The following is a 19,670-nucleotide window of genomic DNA, read 5'->3' as shown; positions in this document are numbered from 1 at the left end:
TGTTATCAAGCAGGAGGGTTAAACATTAAGTTGAGGTTAAAAATCGAGTTCTGAAAGCAGTTCATCTAATTCTGCCTGATTAAGATCCGCATCGGGAAAATCCGATGGAGTATAGCCTCCTTCTACCGATAAACAATGGTTAATCAGGCTTTCTAAAGAATCTCGATAAGCAGCGGCTAAATTTTTGATCGTTGTTTGATGATGAAAATTTTCACTATATTGCCATTCCATGTCAAGTTGCCCATCAACCACAATTCCATGAATCGCAATTAAATGGGAACGTTGTCCCAAAGGACTATGAATGGAACCAGTGGATTCTTGAGATAATTTCCAGCCTATCTCGCCGATTTGATGGCTGGTAAATTGACCTAAATAATTAAAGCTGACTTGAGCTTTTGGATAGTTTTTTAACGGGGATTGAATCGTTAAATCTGAACTCAGATAATATCCAATTCCATAATCAAATCCTCGATTCGGAATTTGTCTTAACTGCTCTTTAATGGACTTGAGACACTCACCCGGATGGTGAAGATTTTCTAAGGTCAAAAAGACGGGGAAAATACTGGTAAACCAACCCACAGTTCGAGATAAATTCACGGATTCAATTACATTCTCTCTTCCATGACCTTCCATGTCAAGCAAAAGCTTATAATTTCCTGTCCAACGGCCAAAAGCTTGGACTAAAGCGGTCAATAGAATATCATTAATTTGGGTGTTATAAGCTTGCGGAACCTCCTGTAAGAGTAAGCGGGTTTGTTCTTCGGTTAAGGTGAAAGAGACCGTTTTTGCATGGGCAACAACGTTGGACTGAGCTTCACCTTGACGGTCTAAAGGAAGAGGAGAAATTGAGGGAAAATCACGGTTTAGCCAATACTTGAATTGAGCGTGAAATTCTGGGGTTTTCGCATAGTTTTGCAGTTCCTCAGCCCAAGTTTTAAAAGAACTGGTTTTAGGAGTAAGTTGCAGGGGCTTTTGGGTTTCTAATTGGTGGTAAATAGTGACGAAATCTTCGAGGATAATCCGCCAAGAAATTCCATCTACTGCTAAATGATGAATTACAATTAACATTTTTCCCCTCTCACCCAAGGCGAAGAAAACCACCGCCATTAAGGGGCCTTCCTCTAAATTCAGTACCCGTTGTTGAACCTCGGAAATTTCTGCGATCTTGGTCAATTGTTCATCGCAAGATAGACGGGATAAATCCACCTTTTCAAAAGCAAAATTATTGCAATCATCGCTGTGATTTTGTTGCCATTGTTCCCCTTTTTGAACAAACCGTAACCGCAAGGCATCATGGTGATAGAGTAATTTAGAAATAGTTTGTTTTAATAAATCTGGTTGTAGATTATTGGGAACCTCTAACAAGATAGATTGATTAAAGTGATGACGTTCGGGCCAGTTTTGTTCAAAAAACCATTTTTGAATCGGAGTTAAGGGGACGTGACCGATGACTAAATCCTGTGTGGTTTGATTAACCGAAACTCGCTCCGCTACGGTGGCTAATTGAGCGATAGTTTGATGACTAAATAATTGTTTAGGAGTAATTTGTAATCCCGCTTGATTAGCTTGAGCAATAATTTGAATGGCTAAGATAGAATCTCCTCCCAACTCAAAAAAGTTATCGTTAATACTAATATTTTTAAGTCCTAAAACCCTTTGCCAAATTGCAGCGAGAATGCGTTCTTTTTCTGTACCTGGACTGAGATTGAGGGCAGCTTCATCCTCTAATTCTAGTGTAGGTTGTGGGAGAGCGCAACGATCAATTTTACCATTAGCGGTTAGGGGAAAAGCGTCTAACAAAACGAAGAAAGCAGGAACCATATATTGAGGTAACTTTTCTTGCAAAAATAGACGCAATTGAGAAACAGTTAAGTTTTGAGAGGCAATCACATAAGCACATAAACGTTTAACGCCGGGTTGATCTTCTCTGGCAATAATAATCGCTTCTTTAACTTGGGGATGTTGATTGAGAACGGTTTCAATTTCCCCTAATTCAATTCTAAAACCTCTAATCTTAACTTGATGATCAATGCGACCCACAAATTCAATTTGTCCGTCGTTTCCATAACGAACTAAATCACCGGTTTTGTAAAGGCGATCACTGAGTTTTTGACTAAAAGGATTGGCAATAAATTTAGAATCGGTTAACTCTGGACGGTTGAGATATCCTTTAGCTAATCCTGAACCACCAATGTATAATTCTCCTGGAATTCCAATCGGTACAGGTTGTTGATATTGATCTAAAATATAGACCTGAGTATTGCTAATGGGACGACCAATAGGCGGTGCTTTTTCGGTTAATAAATCTGGGGTTATTTTAACAGATGTTGTAACAACAGTATTTTCAGTCGGACCATAGTTGTTGACTAATGTAAAGGGAATGGAGGTAGGGGGAAAATCATTGAGTTTATCTCCTCCAGTTAACATTAATCTTAATGGACAATTGGGAGACCAATCTAGGGGAATTAGGGTTTCTGCAAGAGGAGTGGGTAAGAAAGAAACGGTGATTTTTTTGGCAATTAACCACTCTTGCAGTTGTTTTGGTGATGTTAGCAAATCTGGGGGAACAATCGCCAGACACGCCCCCGCTGTTAAATAAGGCCAAATTTCCCAAACTGAAGCATCAAAGGCAATTCCAGCTAATTGAGTGACTCGATCAATTGTTGTAATATCAAAGGCGTTTTGATGCCAAGAAACTAGGTTTAATAAACTTTGATGTTGAATTAAAACTCCCTTGGGTTTTCCAGTGGAACCAGAAGTATAAATGACATAAGCTAAATTCTCAGATGTCATCGGATGGAGGAGATTATCTTGCGGATGATGATCAAGAATTTTCCCATCCTGATCTAAACAAAATATTGTTCCTAAATAGTTGGGTAAAGTGTCAACTAAGTTTTCCTGAGTTAATAACACCGATACGGCAGAATCTTCTAACATATAAGCTAGACGTTCTGATGGATAGTTCGGATCTAAAGGAATATAAGCTGCACCCGCTTTAAGAATGCCTAAAAGTCCGATGATCATCAAAACAGAACGCTCGATACAGATTCCTACTAAGTCCTCGGTTTTAACGCCTAAGTTTTGCAAATAATAAGCGAGTTGATTGGCTTTTTGATTTAACTGTTCATAGGTCAAAGATTTTTCTCCATCGATGACCGCTATAGCATCAGGTGTTTTAACAACCTGTTCTTCAAATAACTGATGAATACAGTAATGATCAGGATAAGACGTTTGAGTTTGATTCCATTCTACTAATAATTGCTGTTTTTCCGATTCAGTCAGTAACGGTAATTCCCCGATGGTTTGCTGAGGATTGGCTACAATCCCCTTTAATAAAGTTTGGAAATGACCTACCATGCGGGTAATTCTTTCTGGGGTAAATAGGTCGCCATCATATTCCCAAAAACCTTCTAAATAAGCTCCTTTTTCGGTTTCGATTTCCTCTAAAACTAAGCTGAGATCAAATTTAATTCTCTGTTGTTCAACGGCTAGATATTGAGCTTTTAAATTGGGTAATTCTAAAGCATTGAGGGGGGCATTTTGCAGCGCAAACATGACCTGAAATAAGGGATTATAACTTAAACTTCGTTCGATTTCTAACCCATCAACCACTTGCTCAAAGGGTACATCTTGATTGGCATAAGCTTCTAAAACAACATTGCGAGCTTGCTGTAATAATCCTGAAAAAGTCGGATTTCCTTCTAGGGAATTCCGCAGCACTAAAGTATTGACAAAAAAACCAATCAAAGGTTCAATTTCTTGTCGGTTTCGGTTGGCGGTGGGTGTCCCGATTAAAATATCATCTTGGCCACTATAACGGAAGAGTAAAGTGTTTAAAGCAGCCAGTAAGGTCATAAATAAAGTCGCCCCCGACTTTTGGCTCAAAAGTTTCAGTTTTTCGGTGAGTTCTGAGTTAATTTGAAACGAGATACTATGACCTCGAAAATTGGCAGTAGCTGGACGGGGTTTATCGGTTGGAAGTTCTAATAAAGGAGGAGCGCCCGTTAATTGTTTTTTCCAATAATTTAACTGATTTTCTAAGATTTCACCTTGTAACCATTGTCTTTGCCATACCGCAAAATCCGCATATTGTATAGGTAATTCGGGTAAATCTACGGTTGAATTGGATAAAAATGCTTGATAAAATTTAGATAATTCTTTAAATAAAATGCCCTTTGACCAACCATCGATAATAATATGATGGAAAACGTTAACTAAAATATAATTTTCATATCCCAGATCAAACAGAGTACATCGTAATAGGGGAGATTGGGTTAAATCAAAGGGTTTTTGTAGTTCTTCAATAATCTGTTTATCAATTTGATCTTGGGAAATATCTTTTAAATTAATAACTAATAATTTAATCTTTAGAGATGGAGCAATTTTTTGAATAGGTTTTCCTTCAACCACTGGAAAGGTTGTCCGTAAGCTCTCATGGCGTTGAATAATAGCATTAATCGTTTGCTCTAAAATATCAATGTTTAAGCGTCCCGTTAAACGGATGGTTAGAGCTTCATTATAAGCCGAATTTTGCTGCTCCATCTGATAGAGAAACCACATTCTCTGTTGAGCAAAAGATAGGGGTAAATCTTCAGTTCGGGCAACGCTATTAATTACGGATTCAAGGGGTTTAGATGGTGTTGTTGCACTTCTTAAAAAAGTGAGAATTTCTGGTTTTCTTGTCCCGATTTCTTGCTTAATTTCTGGTGTCATTGCTCCTTGGGGAGCTTGATATTTTAACTTTTCTTCCTCAAGCCAAAGCTTGATGTCTAAACTATTTAAGTAAGATAAAAATTCTGCGACTTTCATCAATAGTATCCTTTTCCTTAATTAATGTTCTGGTATTTTTGGAATGGGGGTGATATTTGGCTGAGTACAGTAGCTCAAGCTAGAGCTACTGTTAGAGATATAATCAACTTGATTCGTCTATTTTTATCGGTTTATTGCCTCTAAATATTGTTTTTTAATGCTGTGTAAATTACGAGGTTCGCTCTTAGGCGAAAACAGCCCATCAGTCTCCCATTTACTGGCATCCAAACTAATTGCCCAAGCATTTAACCAGGGGTGTTCGTTAATTTTAGTTAACAGTTCGGGACTGGTATCCTCTAAGGCAATTTGAAAAATGACTTGAGCAAATTCTTCTAATAATTTTAAGCTGGCTCGATAAGCTTCTATGATTTCAGCTTCGGTTTTATTAGATTGTAAATTCCGGGTTCGCAGTTCATTCACAAAGGGGATTGCTAAGTAATCAATAAATTCAAAGCTAACCCGACCCAGGGATTGATTTGCCCAATCTCGGAATAGTTGTTGTATTCGATAGGAAAGAGGGAAAAATTCTGCATTAATCTGTTGAACTTTCATCTTAAGTTCCGGGTCAAGGAAGATGGAATTAAACATCATTAAGCAACCAAATGTCCATCCAGCTAACGTATCCCAGATCATTTTTGTTGCCATCACTATCCCATTTCCCATACAGTTGTAGGAATTTTGGATATTAAAGGTTAACCCATCGTGATAGGTTAAATAAAAGTGATTGGCATCGTCAACTCTTTCGGGAGTTAGTTGACCTTTAAGGTCAAGTTCAATCATTTGGGTGGTTAAAGAATTGCCAAAACCAATACTATCTGAACCAGGGGAATAAAAAGGATCGGGAAATAAACCGGCTTCACCAACACAAGTCCAACGATCAAAGGAAAAGACTTGTTTGGAGGAGTAACTATATTTCGGCATCTTTCTAAAGTCTTCAGGGGATTTACCTTCTAAATGAGCCGCTAAAACGGGTTCATTTTCCCTTAACCACTGCAAGGCTAATTCATAGTTATGATAATTTTTTAACGGGTGAATATCTTGACGAGTCACAATGCCAATACTGGTATAACCTGTGGATAAAGGAATTAACCAAACCCAGTATCCTTCACCGCATAAATGATTTGTAGAATAATAACGGTTGTTATTAGGAACACGCCGATGCCATTTTTCTTCACTGGCTGGCACAAAATTGCTGACATCAAAACGACACTCAACTCGGAACCAAACCGCACTGTAATTATTATGATTAGGTTTCGCTAAACCGAGTTTCTTCTGTATAAATCGACGGCGACCCATCGCATCGACAACCCATCGGGATTTAATACAATGAGTTTTTTGATTCGCTCCACTACCTTGAGTATAAATAATTTTATGCTGTTGCTGTAGCCCTTCAGCAAACTCGATGTCTTGAACTGAACAACTTTCCTTAAGATCAATTCCAGCTTCAATATTAAATTGGCGTAAATCATTTTCTAATTTCCCCCGATCAATTTGATAAGATTTAGGATCATGAAACTCTGATAATCCCAGTTCAGGTCTTTTATGAAATTCAGTTTCTTGAGGTTTGAAAAAATAACGTAATCCCAGTTTAGATAAATGTTGATTGTTAAAATAATCGGTTAACTGCAGCGTATTTGCTAAATAAAAAGCACCAACTTCAACGGTTGATTCCCCCACTTTAAAACCAGCTTCGGGTAAAGGACGAGCCATTTTATCAAGAACAACAACGGAAAGATTAGGTTGTTTAAGTTTTAACTGTCTCCCTAAGGTTAAACCCGCTAATCCACCGCCACAAATTGCCACATCATAGTCTGTTTCCGAACTAAAATTGTCAGCTTGTTCACGCAATAAAACGATGAGTTCTTCTTTATGCTCTTTCAATTGTTCGAGTAAATCGGGAGTCATAACACCTTGAGGAGAACGATAGCGCAGCTTATCCCCTTCCATCCAAATTGTCACACCTAAATGATTCAGATTCGATAAAAATTCAACTGTTTTCATAAATTTAAGTCCCTCAAAGACTAAACACTATAGACCAAACAAAAATTATCAATGGCGGGGAGTCGGTGGTTATTGTTAAAGTCAGTTGCTATGGGAGCAACCGCTTACATACTCCACAAAAAGACTGTTTTAAACCGAAGCTATTTATAGCACATTCTGGATGATAAATTTTAGTGATGGATACAATTTTTTACATTTTTTTCCAAAAGGCTTCTGAAAAGCTTAAATTTTAGTTAACCTATTTTCATAATTCTCCTTCTTCATAATTTTCTGCGGCTGTTGTCATAACTTTACCACTTTTGGATGCACTTTGAGTATTTTTGGATACATTAAGCACCTCAATCGTTTGAGTTAAACTGGCAACGGTTGGGTATTCTAATAAACTGTGCAACGACAATTCTACCGAGAAAATATCGCGTAAACGAGAGATGACTTGACTCGCCAGCAAAGAATGTCCTCCTAGTTCAAAGAAATTGTCATGAATTCCAATTTGAGATAGATTTAACACCTTTTGCCAAATCTTAGCAACTTGATGTTCAGCTTCCGTTCTGGGTGCTACCAATTCGTTATTTTCTTTACCTTGCAGTTCCTTGAGTAATTGCCGCTTATCAATGTCTCCATTATCCTTAATAGGCAGAGATTGTCGCAGCACCAGGGGACATTGATAGGACGTTCCCAATCGATCTTTTAGACTAACATGATTAGGTAGATTGACCGATTGAACTGTAGATTTACGGGTGTAATAAGCCGTTAACTTTTGGCATCCTTCCGACCTAGATGTGAACCGGTTAATCTTGCTATTACTCCCATCTAAACCGATTATTAATTGTCTTTGGTTGTGATATAAACTGGTTAGAAATGAGTCTAAACCTTGCCGTACTGTCATATCATAATACCCTTGAGATCGGGTTATGTATTGCATCTGATAACCTTGGCTAATCCCGGTTTCTTGCCAAGTTGTCCAACTGTAACAATAACTGGGGAACAAATTCTTAGATTTTTGATAGCTGTTCAAAGACTCAAGGAAACTATTAGCCGCCGCATAGGAACCCAAAGCCGCTCCTCCAAAAAAACTAGCCAAGGAAGAAAAACTAATAAAAATTCCCTGAGATTCTTTGAGAAGTTGATGTAAAACCCAAGTTCCTATTACTTTAGGACGAAGAATTGTCGATAAACCCTCTTGATTTTCGTCCAGAAGTAAACAATCTTTGTAAATTCCAGCTAGATGAATCACCCCATTAAGTTCTCCTTGCCATTGTTTTTTCACCTGTTCTACAGCCTGTTTAACTTGAGTGAAATTAGCCACATCTACCGACTGGTAAATGACTTCTCCCCCAAGGTTTTCTAAAGCTTGGAGATTTTTGATTTTTAAGGATAATTGATCTTCGACTTTGAGGTACTCACTCCAGAGGTGTTTTTCTGGTAAAGGTGTTTTTCCAATTAATAGTAAACGAGCTTGATAATTTTTGAGCAAATACTGAGCAATTTGTCTGCCAATCCCTCCTAGTCCTCCGGTAATCAGATAAATTCCCCCTGATTTAAAGGGTAATTCCTGTTGGGTGTGTTGAAGTAAATTGACTTTTTCCAAACCTGCGATTAAACGTTTCCCGTTGCGATAGGCAATTTCTCTTTCCTTGGATAAAACCGATAGTTCTTGCAGCAGATAACTGAGATTAATTTCGGTTTGATCCAGAGGTAAATCCAGATGACGAGTATTTAACCAAGGAAGTTCTTGAGCTAGGGTTTTGATCAGTCCTAAAACTGGAGATTTTTCATAGGCAATTTCATCGGTTTCTATGACAAATTGACTATAACTAGAAACAAATAGCAATTGAATTTTTGAGTTAAAATCATGAGTTTTAGCTAAGGCTTGCACTAGAAATAATAAATCATAGGTTCCTTTTTCTAGTGCTTTTTCTAACTGTTCAATTGTTGAAATTTCTCCCTGATAGTCTTGATAAGTCCCCAGATGAATAATATTGCTAAGGATAATTTTTCGCTCGGATAAAGATGCCATTAACTGTTGATAATGATTGGCTGTCCCGGGTCTGAGGGTATAGCAATTTTGACTGATTTGAGAAAATTCTTCCGCTGCTAAAACCGTGATACAGGGTAAGTTTTGCCCTTGAATTTTTTCTGCTAAAGATGCTCCTAAACCCAAGCAATCCAGAAAAATTAAACTACAATACTTGGAAAGTTCGGGTTTTAAGTTAACTGGAGATCGAGGTTTCCAAACTTTCTGGTAAAACCAATCAGGAAGGGTTTGAGCATTTTCTAACAAAATATCTATTTCTTTTAAAATAGAATTAAATTCTCCATTTCCAAACCGTTTTGTTAATTGCGATCGCTGAATTTTACCAATGGAAGTTTTAGGAATTTCAGTTTTATTTAAGGGGATTAAATATTCAGGATTAACGCCAAAACTGTTAATTACTTTTCGTCTAATCTTTTTCAGAAGTTCCGCTAGATGCTGGTGGTCAAAGGTTTCTACACTAAAAAATAAAGCTAATTGATCGGTACTATTCCTAGGATCATAAACAGCACAAGCGGCGGTGTAGGACACTTCTACTTCTTCAATAGTTTCCACTACAGTTTCAATTTCATGGCTATAATAATTCACTCCATTAATAATAATGGTTTCTTTACTTCTTCCAGTAATGACTAAATGACCGTTACTAATAAATGCTAAATCTCCTGTCTTAAACCAGCCATCTTTTAAGAAAGCGTCTTGATTCGCTTCTGGGTTTTTATAATACCCCGGTGAAACTGCATCTCCTTTAACTTGTAAATGACCAATGGTTTCTTCTGGTAATAGGGAATTATCAGTATTAACAATTCTAATTGATATACCCGGAATGGGTAATCCTAAATCCGTAAAGGTTGCACCATTGGGATGTTCAGGATGGACTCGTTTTAAGGAAGAATTCAAGGAGGATTTATCAACCGTGTGAAAGAGTAATGGCTGTTGTTCTGTAGGCTGATAATAGGTAATCCCTGAACCCATTTCTGCCATCCCAAAAGCAGGACGCATCGCCGTTTTTTTCAGATTATATTGAAGATGAAGGGTGTTAATAAATTCTCCAACTGCTTGACCAGAAACGGCTTCACCCGCTGCTAAAAAGAATTTGACACAATCTAAATTCCAATTTTGATCCGGTTCTTTTTTTAAAGCTTCATTGATCAAATTATAGGCAAAATTAGGAGCCCAACTATGGCTAATTCGATATTGATCAATTAAATCTAACCAATTCAAAGGACGACCTAATATATATTCAGTTTGAACATAAACCATTTGGCATCCTAACTCGACACAGCGAATATTCCAGTCTGAAATACTTCCAATATGATCAAAAGGAAGCCAATTAAGAATAATATCGTCGTTTTGATGTTCACAAATTATGTTTGTTCCTCGCGCACGAGAGATGACATTTTTATGGGTTAATGAGATACATTTCGGTATTCCTGTACTGCCTGATGTGAGATTAAAGAACGCGATATCATCCGGTTGACCAATAGGAGGCTGATGGGGAGAATGAGTTTTTAATTCTTCAATAAAACTCAAGCTTAAGGTTTGATTAGGCAACCATTGTTCTAAATATTTTATCTCTTGCTGACGGGATTGATTTGTGATAATAATAGGCTCATCTAACAACTGCCAAACTTGACATATTTTATGAATTTCATTATTAAAATCTTTATAGCTGGGTGGCACTGAAATAATAACAGGAATAAATCCCCCTAAAAGACACCCCCAAAATGCGGAAATAATATCATAGTTTTCCGATAGCTGAAGAATCACTTTATCTTGAGCTTGTAAACCCTGCTTTTGTAATCCGGCTTGTATTTGTTGAGCTTCTTCCCATAATTGTTGATAAGATTGAAAAACTTCTGATCCATTAGATTGAATATAAATAATCCCTTTATTTGAATGATTTTCAGCAGCTTTTTGGAGGATTTCTGCCAAGGTTTTAGGCTGAATTTCAGATTCTTCTAAAAGCTGTCCGTGACTGATTCTAGCTTGAGTGTTAGAAGTGTGAATCCCCAGATGAATCGGGGTTTCAGATTTTTGATGATCATTTCTTTTCTCTAGTTTTAAGGGCAATAAGTCCGATAGATGTAGGGGTAAAATTTTGATTTTTTTGGAAGTCATGACAGCGGCAACTTGATCAATATCTGACAAAGAGCGTAGTTTTTCTTCTGTTTTCTGAACTTGATGATCATCGATAATTTCAATATTCTTTAATGCAGTTTCATCGACATCACCGCTATCGGTTAAGGGTAAACTGGAAATCTGCACATAGATATTAGGTAGAAGATTGTCCGGTAACTGAGACTGTAAATCGGAGGACAATTGTTCAGAATTCCAAGCTCCAGAGGAAACGATATAGGCGACTAATTCATCCTCTCGTACCATAAAATAGCAATCTTCAATTAAGGGATTTGATAAAAAGACTTCTGCTAATTTCTGACAATTTAATTGTGGATTTTTCTGTTCTGTCCTCATACCTAAAATCCTCGTTTTTGTGTACATCTTGCCAATTCAATTCAATTCTGAATTGGCTCTTCTGGTTTCTGTGTGGAAACGAGGTCTATACTGATAGTTTCTTCCGCAAAATAGTCCTAAAAGTCTTGCCCGATAAGCACTTCACGATTCCATAAGCAAAGATTATCACACAAAGTCGAGAAGAGCCCTGAATTTCATCACTGTCTGAGCTATCACATAATAGCTCATTCGGGGTACGATAGTCAAGACATTATCGAGGACGATTGTTAATCAAGTTTACGGCTCTTTCTATTTCCTCTGGCTTAAGGATTTTAAAATTCCTTTTCTTGGGAAAGAATTGTCTTAACAGTCCATTAGTATGCTCGTTTAATCCCCTCTCCCAAGAAATTTTGTAGATGGTTTCTTGACATCCTGACCGCCGTAAAACGGACGGCGATTCCCAAAACTCACAATTTGGGTTTCTGCTTCATAGATGACATGACATCCCAGCAAGACGGCTATTTGCCGTTGAGATAAATTTACCTCTTGACCAAGTTGGTAGAGCAAGTTTCTTTGTTCTATGTTAAGATGTTGAGGGCTTCGTTTTTGGGTCTGATTTGTTGTTGTTAAAGATCAGAATATACCTGATGAGCCTTTCTCTGTCAACTCTTAAGGTTGATGTGTTTCATTTTTGAATTGGCGAAATAAAAAATGACAGAACAAGCTTGGTGGGTACAAAAATGGCTAGAACTACTCGATTCCTATCGCTTTAAAAAACGCTTGGAACGAGCTAGACTTTACGCCAGAGAAGGCAATGTTTTAAGTATTGACTTTGAAGACTCGCAAGTTATTGCCAGAGTACAAGGCAGTGAACCAGAGCCTTATATAGTGGATTTATCCCTAGTCGCTTTTAGTGATGAAGAATGGGACTATATTATTAAGCTTCTCTCCAAAAAGGCCATTTATTCCGCTCAATTGCTCACGGGACAAATGCCCGATCATATCGAGCGTGTTTTTATCGATAGTGGGGTGAATTTATTTCCCTTTTCCCTAGCTGATATTCGCTCTCGTTGTACCTGTCCCGATCAAGCCAACCCCTGCAAACATATAGGAGCAGTATACTATCAATTGGGTGATCGTTTTATTGTCGATCCCTTCCTGCTTTTGCAACTGCGCGGCCGAAGCAAAAGCCAAATTCTGGAAGCTTTACGGGAAAAACGCTCCTATTCCTCTGATAATCAACCTTTAGCAGTCAGTGAACCCCCCACAGTAGTCGAAAAAACTGCCCCCGACAGCACTATTGATCGCTTTTGGCAGTACGATGAGGAGCTAGACCCCTCCCTAGTTGTGATTACGCCGGGGAATGAAAATCAAACCATTCTCGACATTTTAGGCAATTTTCCCCTCGCTGCCCCCGAATCAGATGCCATAGAACAATTTTTAAAACCAATTTACCGGCAAATTCCCCAAGAAGCGATGGCGATTGCTTTACAGTAGGGAATTTGGGGTATATGAGCAGCTCGTTCAAAGTGGTGCAAAAGACAAAAAAGCCAGCCAGATTTGTCCTCGCATCAGGGCGAGGAATTAACCAGGGAGAAAATCGCCCCACCACTAACCGCTAAACCGTCTTACTTTTGCCAGTTTTACTGCCTGGGGAAGTAGTTTTTTTAGTGGTGCTAGAAGTAGTTTTCTTAGTAGTGGTTTTCTTGGCAGTGGTTGTCTTGGCCGCTAGGGCGACTAAAGCTTGTTCTAGAGTCAGGGTTTCGGCGGTTTCTCCTTCGGGAATCTTGGCGTTGGTCTTACCGTGTTTGATATAAACTCCGTAGGGACCTTCGTACAATCCCACGGATTCCCCATCGTCGGGATGTTTACCCAATTCTTTTAAGGGTGGTTTGGTGGAACCGCGGGCGCTGCGAGTTTTTTTCGGTTCGGCTAATAAGGCCAAAGCTCGATCGAGGGTTATGGTTAAGACATCATCGCCGGCTTTCAGGGAACGATATTCTTTTTCCTTACCCTGTTCCTGAACTATATAGGGGCCAAAACGACCTAAACTGGCTTTAATTTTGCCTCCGGTGAGGGGATGGGTTCCCAGTAGTCGCGGCAGTGCCAATAAACCCACCGCTTGTTCGAGGGTGACATCCTCTGGTTTGACTCCTTTGGGTAGGGAGGCGCGTTTCGGTTTGGGGTTGTCATCGCTGACATCTCCTAACTGGACGTAGGGGCCGTAACTACCCACCAGCAGATAAATTGGCTCTCCGCTGTCGGGATGAAGACCTAATTTATCGGGACCCTCGGTTTTTTGTCGCAGCAGGGTTTCTACCTGTTCGGGGTTGAGGTCGGCGGGGGTTAAATCGGCGGGGATGGAAGCGGTGAGGATTTCATCGCCTCGGGAGACTTCCAGATAGGGACCGTATTTGCCGATCTTGATAGTTGCCTGTAAATCCTCTAAAATCACCGATTTGGCGGTGCTAGAGTTAATTTGACTCTCGCGCTCTTTTACTTGGCTTTCTAGCCCCTTTTCGCCGCGATAGAAGCGATCGAGATAGGGCAACCATTGGGCGGAACCGGTGGCGATATCGTCGAGGGTTTCCTCCATTTTCGAGGTAAATTTGGGATCTACCAGGTCGGGGAAATGATTTTCTAACAAACTAACCACGGCAAAAGCGGTGAAGGTGGGAATCAAGGTTTTATTCCGCATTTGGGCATAACCGCGATCGATAATTGTGCCGAGAATGGTGGCGTAGGTGCTGGGTCGCCCGATTCCTTCACTTTCGAGGGTTTTTACGAGTGAGGCTTCGCTATAACGGGCGGGGGGTTGGGTATCGTGGCTAATCGCTTCTAGTTTCCGACAATTGGGGGTGTCACCGACGTTGAGGGCGGGTAAGATTATTTCTTGGTCGTCGATGGCGGCTTCGGGATCGTCGGAACCTTCCACATAGGCGCGGAAAAAGCCGGGGAAGTCGATTCTTTTGCCAGAGGAGCGAAATCCGGCATTTTCTACCTGAATATTGACGGCGATCTGGGTAATGCGGGCATCGGCCATCTGTGAGGCGACGGTACGTTTCCAGATTAAATCATAGAGGGCGAATTCTAGTCCGCTCAGGCCGGTTTCCCGGGGCAGGCGAAAGCTACTACCGGCGGGCCGGATGGCTTCGTGTGCTTCCTGTGCGCCTTTGCTTTTGGTGGTGTACTGCCGGGGTTGGGGACTGAGGTAATTTTTTCCGTACATTTGTTCTACACAACTGCGGGCGGCGGTGATGGCCTGATCGGAAAGATGGACGGAATCGGTCCGCATATAGGTGATGTAGCCCTGTTCGTAGAGATTTTGGGCGATTCGCATGGTGTCGCGGGCGGATATGCCCAGTTTCCGGTTAGCCTCTTGCTGTAGGGTGGAGGTGGTGAAGGGGGGGGAAGGTTTGCGAGTGGTGGGTTTTTCTTCGGTGTGGCTAACGCGCCAGATTTTGTCTTCGATGCGTTCTTTTAAGGCGGCGGCGGTGGCTTGATCCAAAAGTGTCACCTGGCGACCGGGGAGCATTCTGCCGGTGTCGGCATCGAAATCGCTCCCATTTGCCACTTTTTGACCGTTTAAGGTGACTAATTTCGACTCGAATTGATTTTTGTCCTTTTCGAGGGTGGCTTTCAGGTCCCAATAATTGGCGGTTTTAAAGGCTCGTCTTTCTCGTTCCCGTTGTACGAGCAGACGTACCGCCACGGATTGCACCCGGCCGGCGGATAACCCTTTGGAGATTTTTTTCCAAAGTAGGGGGGAGAGGGTATAACCGTAGAGGCGATCGAGTATGCGGCGGGTTTCTTGGGCGTGAACTAAATTTTCGTCGATGGAGCGACAATTTTTGAGGGCGGCTTGGATTGCCTCTTTGGTGATTTCGTGAAATACCATCCTTTTGGTGGGTATTTTCGGGTTGAGTACCTGCAAGAGATGCCAACTGATGCTTTCGCCTTCCCGATCTTCGTCGGTGGCGAGGATCAGTTCGCTGGCCCCTTTGAGGGCTTCTTTTAATTCTTTGACGACTTTACTTTTGGTTTTGGGGACGACGTAGAGGGGATCGAAATCGTTCTCCACATCCACGCCTAAGTTGGCCCAGGATTTGTCTTTGTGGGCGGGGGGAATTTCTTCGGCGGAGGCGGGCAGATCGCGGATGTGGCCCATGGAGGCTTGAACTCGATAGCCGCTAGGCAGATAATTGCTGATCGTCCGAGCTTTGGTGGGGGATTCGACAATAACCAGGGTTGACATAGGAATTGATCACGAGGGCATGGCCACAGCGACTGTTTTAGTTAGACTGACAATCGTTGTTTGATGATGGACAAAAGTTACTATTTATCTTGACCGGCTTGATTCGGGTCAAAAGCCACTTACTACGATAATAGAGATTAAAGCTGGTCTTTTGTCACTAACTTCTTAACAAAACTTAATATTTTTCTGGAGCAGGGAGATGGGAGCAGGGAGATGGGAGCAGGGAGAAGGGAGAAAAAAGCTGACTCGGAGAATACTGACTCCTAACCCAATGTTCGCCAAAGATAAGCAAAAATTATTTATTGACTCCAAAAACTTGAGAATATTTAAATTAACATTCCGCAATATTTACAAATTCTTAAAAATTAATTGAGAAAGATTTTTATTTAACAACGATGTTACAATGGTTACAGCGATTTTACTGAATTTCATAATGGGATATTCTGTGCTTTTTTAGGCAGCAATGGTTGAAACCCTCACCAAACCTAGAAGGTTATCCTAATTAGGGTTTGCTGAATAAATCTAAAAACCTTGTTGGATAAGACTTTTGGACTTTTTTCCCCTCAAAAAGTGCCAGCCATTGCGGGGATAGGGGGGAAAATTCAGGTACTTTTTCCCTGAAAATTAGGTAGTTGACCACCTGAAAATCGAGCAAACCCCACACCCCACACCCCACACCCCACACCCTGCCCCCAGAAAAGCTTTTTCAGCAGCCCCTAATTAGGACGGGTAAATTAGTCAATTTCACCAACAACGATGATCTTTTTTTTGTGTAGTTTTATTGCAAAAAAAAAGTTTTTTTGACAAAAAGCACAAAGTATGATATGAACCCAACGTATTTCTGGCTGCCAGTAGTTATTGCAGAGTAGGATGGGGAGAAGGGAGAAAAAATAAAAATAATCCTCCTGACTGGAAAGAGGGTGTAGGGTGTGGGGTGTGGGGTGTAGGGAAGGAAACCTCTTTCATCTGTGGTGGTGAAAATTTTTTCATCAGGACTGACGCCTGACGACCAACGCCTGACGACCGACTCCTAACCCCACCAACCAACTTTTTGCCGCAAACCCTAGTTATGTCTGATTTACGTCAATATGCTCCGGCAACAGAACGCAATCGTCAGCCGATTTTAGAAGTTCTCAGCCAATTTTTACCGAAGACTGGGAATATCCTAGAAATATCTAGCGGCACGGGTGAACACGCTGTTTTTTTTGCTCCTCGTCTTGCTCCTTGTCGTTGGATTCCCTCGGATTGTAACCCTCTGGCTCTAGATAGTATTCGCAGTTGGTGCGATTATTGTCCTAGTTCTAATCTCGATCGCCCCCTATTTATCGATGTTCATCAGTCAGTTTGGGCGGTAGAGACGGAAAATATCGTTATTAATGCGATTGTTAATATTAACATGATTCATATCGCCCCTTGGTCCGCTTGTTTAGCGTTAATGGCAGGAGCGAGTCGCATTCTCGGTTCGGGGGGAATTCTCTATCTTTATGGTCCCTATAAACGGCAGGGAAAACATACTTCTCCTAGTAACGAAAGCTTTGATTTTTCTCTCCGTTCTCAAAACTCTACTTGGGGAGTTAGGAATTTAGAAGATGTGGTGCAAGCAGCGAGCGATCGAGGTTTACAATTGTTAGAAGTAATTCCTATGCCAGCTAATAATCTCTCGGTTTTATTTCAATTGCCTTAACTGATAACTGATAACTGATAACTGATAACTTATTTCCAACCAGCGCGATTCATTACCTGTACCGCTTTGGCTAAATTAGGACCATAATTAGCCACGCTAACTGTATCTTCTTTCCCGCGTCCGAGTTTTGCTAGGAAAGGGTCTAAAGCAACCCCTGGAACGACGGGATATTCTCGATTACCCTTAGCAAAAAAGTTCTGTGCTTCATTGCTAGAAAGATATTCTAAAAATTTAATGGCCGATTCTCGATTGGGGGCAGTTTTAATTAAACCACCACCGCTAATATTAACGTGAGTGCCGCGGCCTGCTTGGTCGGGGAAAATTACGCTTACTTGGTCATAAATTGCCCGTTTAGCGGGGTCTTTTTCTTCGGCATACCCCGCTAAGTAATAGGTGTTAGCTAGGGCTAAATCGGCAATTCCTGCGGCTACAGCTTCGATTTGTGCCTTATCATTACCCTGGGGTGGACGGGCAAAATTAGCCACTAATCCTCGACACCATTTTTCTGCGGCCGCTTCCCCTTGGATGTCGATTAACCAAGCGGTAAAAGATTGACTATAGATGTTACTGGATGACCGGGTGACGACTTTTCCTTTCCATTTGGGATTGGTTAAATCTGCATAGGAATCGATTTCTCTGGGGTTAACTCTGTCTTTGTTGTACATAATTACCCGCAAGCGTTTACTAAACCCGAACCAGTGACCTTTGGGGTGACGCAAATTAGCAGGAATTCTTTGGGTAAGAATGCGGGAATTGACGGGGGCAAAAATTCCCTGTTGGTCGGCGCGCCATAGTCTCCCCGCATCTACCGTCAGGAGTATATCGGCAGGACTATTGCTGCCTTCGCTTTTAATCCGTTCGATTAATGGATCCGCTTCCCCTTCCACGAGGTTAATTTTTATTCCCGTTTGTCGGGTGAAGTTGTCATACAATCGTCGGTCGGTGTTGTAGTGACGGGAGGAATAGAGGTTTAATTGTTTAGTTTGGGCGGAAACTTCGTTTATTTTCCCTAATTGACCCACTGCTAACGCTAAGGTGGCTGTTCCCGCGCCTAGAAAGACTCTCCGAGTTATTTTATCGTTCATTGCTCGATTCTTGGCAAAGTTGTCTTTTCCTATTGTACAGCTATTGAGAATAATTCTTATCTGTGCGAGAAATTATTTGTCGGGCTAGGGCGGTAAATGGGGGAAAATACTGGTAAAATCAGGGTTTTTTGTTTTGATGGGGCTAATAAATCCTCGAATCTATCGCTAGTTAAATTCAATAAGCCCAAAATGTTACCCTAAGCTCGATCGAGGGTATTGTGGAATGAGAGCAACGAGAGTGAAAGATAATGATCAACAGTAATCACCAACAAGCGATCGAGCTAATGTTAGCATCGGGAGACTATAATCAGTTATTGTTATTTTGTCAACAAGCGCTCGCGGTTCATCCGGAAGTGACTGATTATTATCCCTATCTGGGATTAGCTTATCTGCTGCTAGAGCAGCAAGCAACAGCGCAAGAAATTTGGTTATTTTGGCTATTACAATCAGAGTCTAGTCAAGATTTAATTATGCTCCTCAAAAAAGAGATAATTAGAAATCTCGATTGCTGGCAGTTTGGCCAAGCTAAATTAATCTATCTTCAGTGGCTAGAATTAGAGGAAATAGAAGGGGATGAAGAGATAGAAAATTATGCCCTGACTGCGATAAACTCCTGTCTTCAAGAGGTGCAAGAGGCAATTAATCGGCGAGAATATACTTTAGCTGAGGACTTTTACTTAAGAATTTTATCTTGGCGTGAACAATTAGCTTACATCTGGCACGATTTAGGATACTTATACTATATAATTAACCGACTAACAGAATCTTTTAACTGTTTAGCACGAGCCATCGAATTAGAGGAAAATCAAGCCTTATATCATTATACTATGGCCATGGTGCTAGAAAAACAATCACGTTTAGATATAGCTTTATCAGCTTATCAAAAAGCGATTGATCTCAATGCTAATTTTGTCGATGCTTATAATAAACTGGGCAATTTATTTTATCGATTAGGGCAGCTAGAGTCAGCCGAAAAATTCTATCAGCAGGGAATTAATAGCTGCGCAGATTTTTATCCTTTTTATATCAATTTAGGCAATGTCTATTTAGTTAAACAAGCTTGGACAGAAGCAAAAAATGCTTATAAAACTGCCCAACAACTGGCAGGAGATAGAGGAGAAATTAGTCAAAATCTCTCCCTTTGGGAAATTCTGCAAGCTGACCAACAAATGGCCGATCTTTACTCAGGCAACTATTTTTATCAAAGAAAAATCGGCTCTTCGGGAATTGTTATGCAAATAATTAACTTAAAATAAAATTCGATGAGAGCGCCTACGCTCAAAAGTAGCTGAAATCCATACAGGGAAGGACTTAAGGCACAAACAGGTTAATACCAAAAGATAGACAATTGAG

At 40.6% G+C, this 19,670-nt stretch carries 10 protein-coding genes and 2 pseudogenes; 3 read left to right on the top strand and 9 right to left on the bottom strand.

The features are described 5' to 3' along the window. Window positions 1-36: 36 nt before the first annotated feature. The 5 genes and pseudogenes from O9295_RS02210 to O9295_RS02195 all read right to left on the bottom strand — a co-directional run bounded on the left by O9295_RS02210 (window position 37) and on the right by O9295_RS02195 (window position 11,860). Entirely contained in the window at window positions 37-4,809 is a 4,773-nt protein-coding gene (locus O9295_RS02210; protein WP_288031335.1) for a non-ribosomal peptide synthetase, read from the bottom strand. 123 nt (window positions 4,810-4,932) lie between these two features. Continuing rightward, window positions 4,933-6,810: a TubC N-terminal docking domain-related protein gene (locus O9295_RS02205; protein WP_288031330.1), complete on the bottom strand. Its 1,878-nt coding sequence runs from the start codon at window positions 6,808-6,810 to the stop codon at window positions 4,933-4,935. Between the two features lie 244 nt (window positions 6,811-7,054). Continuing rightward, window positions 7,055-11,314, bottom strand: a complete 4,260-nt coding sequence (locus O9295_RS02200) for a non-ribosomal peptide synthetase (protein WP_288031328.1) — start codon at window positions 11,312-11,314, stop codon at window positions 7,055-7,057. 187 nt (window positions 11,315-11,501) lie between these two features. Further along, window positions 11,502-11,699, bottom strand: a pseudogene (locus O9295_RS27665) (transposase); the annotation flags it as partial. Continuing rightward, complete coding sequence (locus tag O9295_RS02195; protein ID WP_012267925.1) at window positions 11,681-11,860, bottom strand: hypothetical protein; 180 nt, start codon at window positions 11,858-11,860, stop codon at window positions 11,681-11,683. The pseudogene O9295_RS27665 and the gene O9295_RS02195, both read right to left, overlap by 19 nt. A gap of 144 nt (window positions 11,861-12,004) precedes the next feature. Between O9295_RS02195 and O9295_RS02190 the strand changes: the two genes are divergently transcribed. Continuing rightward, on the top strand, window positions 12,005-12,790 hold the full coding sequence (locus O9295_RS02190; RefSeq protein WP_147068690.1) for an SWIM zinc finger family protein: 786 nt from the start codon (window positions 12,005-12,007) through the stop codon (window positions 12,788-12,790). 121 nt (window positions 12,791-12,911) lie between these two features. Here the strand turns inward: O9295_RS02190 and topA are convergent, their stop codons facing one another. The 3 genes from topA to O9295_RS27230 form a co-directional block, all read right to left on the bottom strand. Beyond that, window positions 12,912-15,548 (bottom strand): type I DNA topoisomerase, encoded by a 2,637-nt coding sequence (gene topA, locus O9295_RS02185; protein ID WP_288031319.1) that lies wholly within the window; start codon window positions 15,546-15,548, stop codon window positions 12,912-12,914. A gap of 165 nt (window positions 15,549-15,713) precedes the next feature. Continuing rightward, window positions 15,714-15,893 (bottom strand): hypothetical protein, encoded by a 180-nt coding sequence (locus O9295_RS27660; protein WP_071825112.1) that lies wholly within the window; start codon window positions 15,891-15,893, stop codon window positions 15,714-15,716. A 157-nt stretch (window positions 15,894-16,050) separates the two neighbouring features. Next, complete coding sequence (locus tag O9295_RS27230; RefSeq protein ID WP_353851836.1) at window positions 16,051-16,233, bottom strand: hypothetical protein; 183 nt, start codon at window positions 16,231-16,233, stop codon at window positions 16,051-16,053. Window positions 16,234-16,617: 384 nt separating this feature from the next. On the opposite strand from O9295_RS27230, the gene O9295_RS02180 reads away from it, so the two are divergent. Next, window positions 16,618-17,232 (top strand): DUF938 domain-containing protein, encoded by a 615-nt coding sequence (locus O9295_RS02180; RefSeq protein WP_125731038.1) that lies wholly within the window; start codon window positions 16,618-16,620, stop codon window positions 17,230-17,232. A gap of 29 nt (window positions 17,233-17,261) precedes the next feature. Here O9295_RS02180 and O9295_RS02175 read toward each other — a convergent pair whose 3' ends face one another. Then, window positions 17,262-18,317 carry a Fe(3+) ABC transporter substrate-binding protein gene (locus O9295_RS02175; RefSeq protein ID WP_288031316.1) on the bottom strand — a complete coding sequence of 352 codons (1,056 nt, stop codon included), beginning with the start codon at window positions 18,315-18,317 and terminating at the stop codon, window positions 17,262-17,264. Window positions 18,318-18,565: 248 nt separating this feature from the next. Here O9295_RS02175 and O9295_RS02170 point away from each other — a divergent pair. Beyond that, window positions 18,566-19,531, top strand: a pseudogene (locus tag O9295_RS02170) (tetratricopeptide repeat protein); the annotation flags it as partial. Window positions 19,532-19,670: the final 139 nt, after the last annotated feature.

It is taken from the genome of Microcystis sp. LE18-22.4A (assembly GCF_027531105.1).
GTDB classification, from domain to species: Bacteria; Cyanobacteriota; Cyanobacteriia; order Cyanobacteriales; family Microcystaceae; genus Microcystis; species Microcystis aeruginosa.
This window is presented reverse-complemented; position numbering and strand designations above follow the sequence as displayed.